The sequence below is a fragment of the Rhodococcus sp. FH8 genome (assembly GCF_019266085.1).
Classification (GTDB): Bacteria; Actinomycetota; Actinomycetes; order Mycobacteriales; family Mycobacteriaceae; genus Rhodococcus_F; species Rhodococcus_F qingshengii.
This window is the reverse complement of the sequence record NZ_LPNQ01000072.1, coordinates 8,191-17,838: the sequence shown is the minus strand read 5'-3', so window position 1 is coordinate 17,838 and position 9,648 is coordinate 8,191. Positions and strand designations below refer to the sequence as shown.

The 9,648-nt window shown below is 67.4% G+C and carries 8 protein-coding genes and 2 pseudogenes; 4 read left to right on the top strand and 6 right to left on the bottom strand.

Annotated features, from left to right (window positions below; translation table 11 throughout):
• Window positions 1-19: 19 nt before the first annotated feature.
• On the top strand, window positions 20-460 hold the full coding sequence (locus tag ATN38_RS18495; RefSeq protein WP_193604872.1) for a DUF1931 family protein: 441 nt from the start codon (window positions 20-22) through the stop codon (window positions 458-460).
• Window positions 461-672: 212 nt separating this feature from the next.
• Here the strand turns inward: ATN38_RS18495 and ATN38_RS18490 are convergent.
• A pseudogene (locus ATN38_RS18490) lies at window positions 673-1,767 on the bottom strand (hypothetical protein).
• A 116-nt stretch (window positions 1,768-1,883) separates the two neighbouring features.
• Here ATN38_RS18490 and ATN38_RS33420 point away from each other — a divergent pair.
• The 3 genes from ATN38_RS33420 (at window position 1,884) to ATN38_RS18470 (ending at window position 4,530) form a co-directional block, all read left to right on the top strand.
• Complete coding sequence (locus ATN38_RS33420) at window positions 1,884-2,219, top strand: hypothetical protein (protein ID WP_178377381.1); 336 nt, start codon at window positions 1,884-1,886, stop codon at window positions 2,217-2,219.
• Between the two features lie 370 nt (window positions 2,220-2,589).
• On the top strand, window positions 2,590-3,234 hold the full coding sequence (locus tag ATN38_RS33115) for a hypothetical protein (protein ID WP_306300990.1): 645 nt from the start codon (window positions 2,590-2,592) through the stop codon (window positions 3,232-3,234).
• A gap of 306 nt (window positions 3,235-3,540) precedes the next feature.
• Complete coding sequence (locus ATN38_RS18470) at window positions 3,541-4,530, top strand: recombinase family protein (RefSeq protein WP_005569266.1); 990 nt, start codon at window positions 3,541-3,543, stop codon at window positions 4,528-4,530.
• A 101-nt stretch (window positions 4,531-4,631) separates the two neighbouring features.
• Here ATN38_RS18470 and ATN38_RS18465 read toward each other — a convergent pair whose 3' ends face one another.
• The 5 genes and pseudogenes from ATN38_RS18465 to ATN38_RS18450 form a co-directional block, all read right to left on the bottom strand.
• Window positions 4,632-4,925 carry a HigA family addiction module antitoxin gene (locus ATN38_RS18465; RefSeq protein WP_003943405.1) on the bottom strand — a complete coding sequence of 98 codons (294 nt, stop codon included), beginning with the start codon at window positions 4,923-4,925 and terminating at the stop codon, window positions 4,632-4,634.
• A 44-nt stretch (window positions 4,926-4,969) separates the two neighbouring features.
• The gene (locus ATN38_RS18460; protein ID WP_003943404.1) at window positions 4,970-5,251 is read right to left on the bottom strand and encodes a type II toxin-antitoxin system RelE/ParE family toxin; all 282 of its coding nucleotides are present in this window, start codon (window positions 5,249-5,251) and stop codon (window positions 4,970-4,972) included.
• A gap of 164 nt (window positions 5,252-5,415) precedes the next feature.
• Window positions 5,416-6,525 carry a hypothetical protein gene (locus ATN38_RS18455; protein WP_232508979.1) on the bottom strand — a complete coding sequence of 370 codons (1,110 nt, stop codon included), beginning with the start codon at window positions 6,523-6,525 and terminating at the stop codon, window positions 5,416-5,418.
• 321 nt (window positions 6,526-6,846) lie between these two features.
• Window positions 6,847-8,838, bottom strand: coding sequence for a hypothetical protein (locus tag ATN38_RS32885; RefSeq protein ID WP_256931966.1), 1,992 nt, complete (start codon window positions 8,836-8,838; stop codon window positions 6,847-6,849).
• A 1-nt stretch (window position 8,839) separates the two neighbouring features.
• A pseudogene (locus tag ATN38_RS18450) lies at window positions 8,840-9,648 on the bottom strand (integrase); the annotation flags it as partial.

The following is a 9,648-nucleotide window of genomic DNA, read 5'->3' as shown; positions in this document are numbered from 1 at the left end:
AGCTGACGACATGCCAGTAATGGGCACCGTGAAATTCCAGCGGTTCTTCAGGGCAGCGGCCGGACTGCAGGTCGACCGGAACGATCTCAAGCGCTATACCGATTTCATCGACGACAAGATCTACGACCTGATCCTGATCGGCAAGGCCTCGGCAAAGGCAAACCTGCGGGACGTGATCGAACCGTGGGACCTGCCGATCACCAAGGGGCTGCAGGAGAGCATCCACCGGTTCGAGAAGCTGGACGAGGAGATCGAACTACAGCCTCTGCTCGATCAACTGACCGCCCGCCCGCCCTTGGACGTGGCCCTCTCCGAGGAGACAGAGCAACGACTGCCGCTGATCGCAGGAGGGTTGAGCGTAGCGCTGGCGCACACCTTCGCCACGATCGAGCCGGACCGCAAGAACCCCGGCACCGCCGAATGGAACGTTGCCTTCGACATCTTCCATCTCTTGCTCTGACCAGTCAGTTCCGGCAACAAAGCCGCTCCGCCGTCACCGTGGCCGGATCGGTCAGTAGTGGAGTCTGCGGCACAGCAGTCAGCCATCGGTCGGTCACCGAGAACTTCTCCTCCCCGACGTAGTCATCGACAATTGTGCCTCGCGGTGGAGTCGAGTAGGGACCTCCCCGATGAAGCACCAGGGCAGGTTCGCGCGCGCTTCGCCGATCGCGTTTACCCCGCCTCATTCGACGGCTGCCGCGTCTCCTCGATGCGTTGCCGCTGCCGGACCCCGTACGCCGCATCCTTGACCGCGGCGTCGTCCTCGAGACCCGACCCGAGCGCCCCACCGATGGTCGCGATGGACGCCAGCAACCAGGTAAGCGTCAGGTAGTCGAAGAAGTTCACCCCGTGCCCGAGAACACGGGACAGCAGTTCCGGGGGAAGAGTCAGACACGCGGTGAACAGCAGCAGGCAGAACAGGGCCACATGCAGCACGACGACACCGATGACCAGGGTGACTACGGTCGCGGTGTTGTACAGCACCGATCGATCGCGTTCCGCCGGCGACTTCGGCCGCTCCCAGAGTTCGTGGTCGAGGATCAGCCAGAGAATGATCGCCACGATCGACAAAATCATCGCCACACTCATACGCCATGGCCCCATCATGTCGGCGAACAGCCAAATCGTGTTGGTGGCCAGCGCGATCGCACCCGTGGCGAAGGCGCCGACGAGGACCTTCGACAGTCCGGTGACCAGTCGCCACGGCCGGTTGGCGCGCACCATCCCCGACAACAGTCGCAGTCGCCGCAGTCCAGAGGGCGCGAATTACCGGATGCCGTCCTTGGTGTGCGCAGACGGAAACCGTCGCGCCGCGCCGGGCGTGAGTTCCGGTTCACCGAGTATGCGGGTGATCGCGAGTTCGGTGACGGTGCGGACGCGGCGCTCGATGTGGATGCCGCCCACTCCGGCGACCGAGATGAGCGCGAATTTGTGGTCGGCGCTGACGTCGGCCACCACCGGCAGGGTGTCCTCGCGGCGCGGCAGATCGGTGAGATACACGACGATGTCTTCCTCTTCGGAGGACGGATCGACCGTGTCGATGACCTCGGCGAAATCCGCTTGCTCGTCGGGCAGGTACGGTTTGCGGCGCACGCACGTCGTCCACCGGCGCTCGTCCCGGTCAGGGCTGCCCAGGCGTTCCGGCAGGTACTCCGCAATACGTTCGGCAAGAGCCGCTGGTTCGCCCGGATCCGCGATCAGCAGCACCGAGACCTGCTCACCCGCGGCACCGGAGCGCCCTCCCTGCAGGTGCTCGTTCGCCTTCACCGCCTTCGCGTACCCGCTCGGTCTGAGCCCAAACTCTAGGCAGTGGGGTGCGAGACGATCCACCACGCCCACGCGATAGGAAAGCGGAGCTGGAACGGGCCCGGCACCGACCGCGGATGCGGCCGTCGGTCACCCGGTCTCGTTTGACGCCGGCCACTCCCCGGGGATCGGACCTGCGTGGGAGGCGCGGACTTCGGGGTGGGGGCGCAGCGGTGGGTGCCGGGATCGACGGTGAGGTCCTCGGTGTCGGCGAAGATCAGCCCGCCCGTCGTCGAGCGCGATCGCCCACCGATGCGCCGGCGCCCAGCCGTAACCGGCGCCCCAGGTTCGGTCAGTGCCGCGAAGTCCTCGACGACCTCGCCGAGGTCGTCCGCTTCGGGCTTTCCGGCGGACCAGCACCCGGACGCCGATCGTCAACTCCGGGCCGCGCGCAAGCCTGTTACCGCTTCTAGTGGGCCATGGGCTGCACCCTTTCGCTCGGTGAAGTCCGGGGCTCGAAGCATAAGCACCTTCCCTGCAGCAGGCGACCCGAAGTGCCCGGACCAATCCGGCGATCGCCGGTTACTCACCGGTACAAATGCTTTGGCTCCCCCCGCCCCGGTTGCCACTTGCCAGATGGTGGTGCACCATCACTGCCGTGCGCAGTCCACGCTGGCCCGCGACCGCCCCACCGCCGTGCGGCGGTGACCGGGTGCACGGTCGCCGACTGCTGACCGTGCGCACTCACCTGACCCTTGAGCTGGTGCCGGATCACCGCGTACCCATGCGGGCTCGCGCTGCAGCTGGCCCTGAGCGCCACCGGCCGCCCGGCCCGGCGCGCTCTTGCACCAGACCCGCCCGCTGACCGACCCCGCGGATCCGTCGGCCCAGTGGTCCTACCTCGACGTGTGGGCCGGGACCGACGACCTCACGGTCGCTGACCCCTACTTTCCCCGCCCGGATCTCCACGCCACCGCCACCGGGATCTGCACCTTCCGCAGCGAGCCGCTGTACTGGCTCCCGGCACCGGCGCGGACGGTCACCCTGACCGCCGAATGGCCGCAGATCGGGTTGCCCGCGAGCCTCACCACGCTGGACCTGGCTGCGGTCGCAACCGTCGTCGACGCACCGCCCACCCTGATACCCAGGACGCCGATCAGTCTCCGCCATGCCGCCCGGCGCCGCGCAGCTCGGGATACCGGGCGGTCAGCCGGGCCACCCGTTGATGCACCTCGGAGAGTTGTCCCCGTGGCGGTCCTCTGTGCGTACTCCTCGGATGTTCTCGATTCGGGCGGTGAGTCCCTCGATCTCCTCGTCCAGCAGGTCGCGGAAGACCCAGGCTTGCGCGATATCGGGGTCGAGGTCGTCCTCGGTCGGTGTCATCCGGTGCTCTCTGCTCGGTGCGTCCGGAAACCGGGAGGGTGCGGCCGCGCGGAACCGGGAGGGTGCGGCCGCGCGGAACCGGGAGGGTGCGGCCGCGGAACGTGACGAGACTGCGCCGCGGCAATCCAGCGAGACATCGTTGCCGAGCCCGGCGACCGGCGTCAACCCGCCACTCCACTCCACGGTACGAACCACCTCTCACCAGACGTGATGTCAACCGCAGGGATCGTCGTCCCGAGGGACGGGTTCTCCGAAGTCGTCGGTGAGCTTGTCCCGAAATCCTGGAAATGGGACGCCATCCAAACCCCCGCCGGGATCCTGTGAAAGCCCAGGGCGGCGTGTCCCAGAAGTTAATTCCATAATTGTGTATCACAAGTTCGGTTCGAACATAACTTTCGGTACGCTCCAGGTGTGGAGTTGGGATACGCCCGGGTGTCGACGAGCAAGCAGGACCTCACCCGGCAGATCGACGCACTCGCCAAGGCGGGAATCGATCCGGCGAACATCTACGTGGACAAGAAATCCGGGACCACCACCGAACGCCCCGGACTACAGGCGCTGCTCGAATGCGCCCGCGGCGGTGACGTGATCGTGGTGCACACCCTCGACCGGCTCGGCCGCACCGTCCGCGACACCCTGAACCTGATCCACGACCTGCACCAGCGCGACATCGGCTTCCGCAATCTGGCCGACCCGGTCCGGATCGACTCGACGAACCCGGACGACCCGATGGGCCAGCTGGCGGTGGTGCTGCTGGCGCTGTTCGGGCAGATGGAACGCACGTACGCGGTCGAGCGAGCCGCGCACGCCCGCACCGTGGCCACCGAGAAGGGCCGCCGCACCGGCCGGCCCAGCGTGGTCAGCGACGCCCAACTCGCCTACGCCACCCAGCTACGCGAGGGCGGCGCCACCATCGCCGAGATCACCGCGAAGACCGGACTGACCCGCTCGACCCTATACCGGCATCTGCCGCCCCGACAGTCCGAGACGCTTACCGCCGACACCGACCCGGACGAGGAGAAGCCCTCGCCGTCACCGGATCCGGCGGCGCCGCCCCCGACGACGGGATCGGCATGCCCGACCTGCGGGTATCAACCCACCACGCGTCGGGAACTGGTCCCGCACCGCGCCGACCTCGCCACCGTCTGGCTGCACCTCGACAAACGCGAGCACCTGCACAAGGCGCGGCACTGTGCCCGCTGTCAACCGCACGGCCACGTCGTGGTGGTCAGCTGCTCGAGGTGCGGTGACGGCCCGCTGCTCACCGGCTCCTCCAGCGACGACCCACCCCGACCGGTCCTGGCGTGGCTTGAACGTCACGAATGGACCACTACTCCAGAACTCGTCTGCGGCAACCACAACACGCGACGGCGACTCGATATCGAACCCCGCAAACGTTGATGCTCGCCAGCGGTGGCCCCCAACGGTGAAGCGCTGGGGCAACCGCAGCTCGGCGAGTGCGCCGGATCGTCCGCGGGGCACCGAGTCCGATACCTGCCGATCTATGCCGAGAGGCGCGTGATCTTGGCGAGGGTGTCGCCTAGCTTGTCGGCCGCAAGGTCGAGCTCGTAGCGGTCCTGGATGTTGAGCCAGAACTGGGCGCTGTTGCCGAACGCCTTGGCCAGCCGCAGCGCGGTGTCTGCGGTGATCGACCGCTTGCCGTGCACGATCTCGTTGATCCGCCGCGGCGGCACACCGATGATCGTGGCCAGGCGGTTCTGCGTGATGCCGAAAGGCTCGAGGAAGTCCTCGCGGAGGATCTCGCCGGGGTGAATGGGGCTCAGGTCTGTAGTCATTGTCGGTGTTCCTTTCCGTGGTCGGAGGTGTCGGTTCCGGGTGGTCAGTGGTAGTCGGTGATCTCCACGTCGTATGCTGCGGTGGCGCGCCAGATGAAACAGATGCGGTATTGATCGTTGATCCGGACGCTGTACTGGCCCACCCGGTCTCCGGAGAGCTTCTCCAGGCGGTTGCCTGGGGGCACCCGCAGGTCGTTGACGTCGGTGGCCGCCTCGATCAACAACAGACGCCGGCGCGCGATCCGCTGAATGTCCTGCGGGAGCTTCTTCGAGAACTGCCGGCGAAAGACTCGCTCGGTCTCCTTGTCGGCGAACGATTCGATCACCTCACCACTATAACGTACTGCGTTAATAACGCGCAACGTTACACGCGCGTTCGAGCGTCGGGACCAGCGCCGCAGTCACCTGCGGTCTTGTTCTCCGGGCAACGTTTTGCCCGGCCCTGCACTGTGCACGACTCGAGCGTGCACCGCACGACGGCCGAGACCGATCAGTGCGCCAGCCGCCGGATCGCTACGGACTGCGGGTTGCCGGCGTCGGTTGGCGGCCGAATCGGGATGCCGTAGTCCTTTGCGATTCGGCTCATCCGCGACACGCTGCGCCCCACCTCGTGTCCGAGGTCCCGCAGGGTTCGCCGCTGGGTGACGTACTGGTGGTGAAACCATGCCGGATCGACCGGCGGGCCTCCGGCGCTCGGCGCGATGCCGTGGTGTCGGGCCAGCCGACCGGTCACCTTCCGGCTGGCTCCGATCATCGCGGCGATCTCGGCGAGGGTGCGGCGTTGGACGCAGTAGAGGTCGACGAACTGCGCCCGGCTCAACGTTTCCTCTGCGGCGGTCTGGGCGACGCGTCGTTCGAACCGCTCTGCGGCAGTGGGTGATGCGGGAGCGGGATGGTTTTCGAGGAGGTGGCGGATCACGTCGAGGGTGGTGGCCAATTGCCGCGCGATCTCCGACAGCGCGGTGTGTTCGTGGCGGGTCAGGTCGTGGAGGGCGGCGAGGTCCACGGCGGCGGGGTTGGGTCCGGGCAGTTCGAGCCCGTCGAGCAGATGCAGGGGTGGATGCCAGTAGACGGGTTCCTCGTCCAGTCCGTGGTCGTCGAGGAAGCGGCGGGCCGCCTGGTCGAGCGGCCCGGACAGGGCGGGGGTGAGTGCGCGCGGAAATCCGGACAGTTTCGCGCGGACGTCGTAATCGTCTGCGAGGAACGGGGACTGGGACGCGGGGAGCCCGCTGAGTCGTTCGAACAGCAGGCAGCGGGCGAAGTCCGCCTTCTGGCCGGCGCCTGGGGGTGTGCCGGTCCGGCGGCATATCTGTTTCCACAGGTCCTCGGGTAGCAGGTCGCGGTAGTCCAGGCGCCGCCGCCGCTCGTAGTCGATCGGCGGCGGTTCCGCGCGGAGGTGGTCCGCCAGAAGGGTCAACGCGGTTAGGGTGTCGTCCCAGTGTGGGGCGTTCCGCAGATGTGCCAGTGTGCGGGTGACCCCGCCCGCGGGGACCGCTGATCCCAGGCGATCGGCGGCCTCGCCGACGGTGAGCGTGGTGCCCACCAGCAGTAGTGCCGTCGACAGGGCCGGGCGGACCTGCGCCGAACTGCACGGGGTCACCGTGCACCGCAGCGACCATTGCGGCCAGAGCAGGGTCGGGATGCGGCGGACGGCGTCGTCCACCGCGGTGGCGTTTCGCCGACGGGCGGCTCGGGACGGGGGCGGCGCTGCGGTATCGCAGCTGATCGACGGCGCGGACGAATAGTGGCCGCAACGCGGCGACCTGGATGGCCACCAATCTCGTGCTGGTGGCGCTGCCCCAGTCGCCCATGACGCCGGCGTCGACCTGTCGGCCCAGCCGCCGACCGCCGTGCACCAGCCACCGCAGCGACTCGCCGGCGTCGGCGATATCGGACCGATCCAGTATGGCCGCGGCCGCGGTCACCGCGACGGCTGTCGCGATCGCCCCGCCGGCCCTCGAGAGTTCCGAGCGTCGTGTCGACGCCGGTGCTGATGATACGGACGACGACCGAATTCCGGTGAGCGCGTGAGCGAGGTCGGCGGGAACCCTGTCGGCGATCTCCTCGGCGGTGCCGTAGACAAGGATGCGGGAGGCGATGGCGTGCAGATCGGCCAGCACCGCGCGGGCCCCGACGGGGTGGTCGGCGTAGACACCGAACGTCCCGTGCCCGGCCGCGAGGACATCGAGCGGTCCGAATCAATTATTTGGGCGCGGGCCTCGGATCGTTCGGCTGCAGTCGTATGGGTCTCCAGCAGCACCGAGATCCGGGCAAAGTGCTGCTGCCAGTGCCGATCCCACACCGCGGTGTCCAGGACGGCGTGCAGTTCGTTTAGCCCGTCGTACAGGTGCACCAGACGTGGCAGGTGCCGGCGGGTGGCGACCGCATTCGGACACGCCAAGCACAGCAGGAATGACGCGGTGCACGGCAGGCCCGGATCGCTGTGCGGGCTGTGGGTGAAATCGGTGCAGGCCGCGGTGGCGGTGTCGAGGTCCCCACGCGCAATGGCTGCAGCGAGGGCGGGATCGTCGGATAACTCGACCAGTGTCTGGGCGTCGTTGCCGAGGACAAGCCGCATCGCACCCACCAGGTGGGCGTGTTCGGCGGCGTCGGTGAGTCCTCGGGCGATCGTCTCGCCGGCGTCGTGTTGGCTGGCTGGATCTCGCAGCATGTAGACCGTGTCGTGGACCTGTTGGGTGTTTTGGGACGGTTCTTTGCGGATCAGCACCTGCACGGTGCGCCGTAGCCGTCGTAGGCTCACCGATTCGGTCCCGACCTTCACGCTTTTGCTGATGCCGAATCCGAATTCCTGACCGCGGCGCGTCGGGCATGCGGTGCGGTAGACCAACAACCGGTCAGTGGGTTGTCCCAGTGCCGCCAGGACATCTCGGGCTGGTTCGGTGGCTTCGACGACGCGGCCCAGCAATCGACCCGGACTGCCCGGGCCGTCGTCGAGGAGGTTGGCGCTGGTGTGCCGCAGCCGCACCGGGCGCCGCGGCTTGTCGAGCTGCACGGTGTAGACGTCGACGTCATCGGCGAGGGCCGGGGCGTGCTCCTGCGGGATCCGCATCCGGTGCAACACGGATTTGTTCCACGACTCGCTGGCCACCAGCAAGATCGCCGCCGCGAATACTTCACTGCGGCTCAGGAACAGCCGGCCCCACGTCTTCTCTGCTGACAGCCCGCCAAGGACAGCGGTATGGCGGCGCGAGGGTCGCCGCCAGCCGCTGACGTGTTCGAGCAACGGAACCTCACCCGTGCGGGCCACACAATCAAGAGCTTCACCGATCAACCAATCGTTGCTTGCCGCCGTGAACTCGCCTGCCCGCCAGCGACGTAGGTGTTCGCGGTTGTCCCGGATCCGGATTGCGGCGCTGTTGAACACGGTCGCGGCGGCTGATCGGATACGCAGATACTCCTGGTAGGTGTAGGCGACCTCCGTCGGTGCTGGCGCGGGCTCGACACGCCGATCGACGACCTCGCGTGTCTCGGGGGAAAGCTCTGGTGCCGGCAAGAGCAGCGATCGGAGCGAGATCAGGTGGTGGCGGGTTCCAGCGGACGGAGGAAGAGACATCCGCCAGGACACCCACATAGCGGGGGTGATCTGCTCGATCGTCTCCGGCGGCTGCTCTGAGGCAGCCAGTCCGCGTAGCAGCAGCCGAACACTTTGATAGCCGGTGTAGCAGGTGTCCCATGACCGCCACTGGCCTGCCGGCCCGATCTTGCGGACGAACGCCGCTGCGAACTGTTGCCGCAACTGCAGGCTGCCCGGCAGCGGTGTGAAGTCGAAAACACCTGCGTTGGTACCGTCTTCGGACCACAACGTCGCCACCAGGCCGGTGCTGTCCAAGGAGGCCGGCCGTCGATACTGTGCGTCGGGCAGCGCTGCCGTGCCCTGATGTCGGCCCGCCACGCTAGGACCCATCCCCGTCGTCGGGCCCGATGTCGACGACCCGGTCTGTGGCCGTGGCGACCCGCGCGAGAATCGTGCTCAGGTCGTCGCTGCCATCCAAAATCATGCCCAGGCGCAGACCGTTGAGCGGCTCAAGATAGATATCCCGGGTTGTCTGCTCACTGCGATGACCAAGCAGGTCTTTGACCAAAGTGAACGCATTCCCGTAGACGCTGCGCAGGTGATCGCGATCGTCCTTGTCCAGGCCGTACCGGGAATCGAGCCCACGCTGCAGTGTTACCAGCATCTTCAGCGCGAAGGAGTGCCGGCAGCTGTGCGGAGTGATGCTGATCGGCTTGCCCAACCGCAGGCACCGGGCATTGGCTGCGGCGAACACGGCGTCCCAGGATCGGTAGTCCATCGGCAAGCCGCCATCGGTGAGCCACAACTGCAAGGGCTCGAGCCCCTCGTCGCCTTGGACGAACAGCCGGCGCCGCTGACGCTCGTCGAGCGCGGTGACGGGGAACTCGCCTCGACGCCCCAATCCGTCTTCCCACGCCAGTCGGCGCTGTCCCGCGGCCGCCGTGGTCACGATCAGCTTTCCCGCCACCTGCTCGTAGCGACCCGCCCGCTGCGCGCGGCCAATCGCGCCGCGTCGGGTCGTGGCGATGTAGCCGGCGATCGCGCTCAGTGTTGACGCGGGAACGTAGAAACTGCGTTCACGACGCTTCGCGATCGCCGCGGCCACCGATCCCTCGCAATACACCTGCCCAATCATCGGGACCGGAACCTCGACGGTGAGCAAGCAGCCGCCCTCCCTCAGGCGAAGTC

Bases quoted from the DNA above. Each gene is read 5' to 3' on its own strand.
- ATN38_RS18495 (WP_193604872.1), top strand. From the start codon at position 20: ATGGGCACCGTGAAATTCCAGCGGTTCTTCAGGGCAGCGGCCGGACTG.
- ATN38_RS33420 (WP_178377381.1), top strand. From the start codon at position 1,884: ATGCGGCCGTCGGTCACCCGGTCTCGTTTGACGCCGGCCACTCCCCGG.
- ATN38_RS18465 (WP_003943405.1), bottom strand. From the start codon at position 4,925: ATGACTACAGACCTGAGCCCCATTCACCCCGGCGAGATCCTCCGCGAG.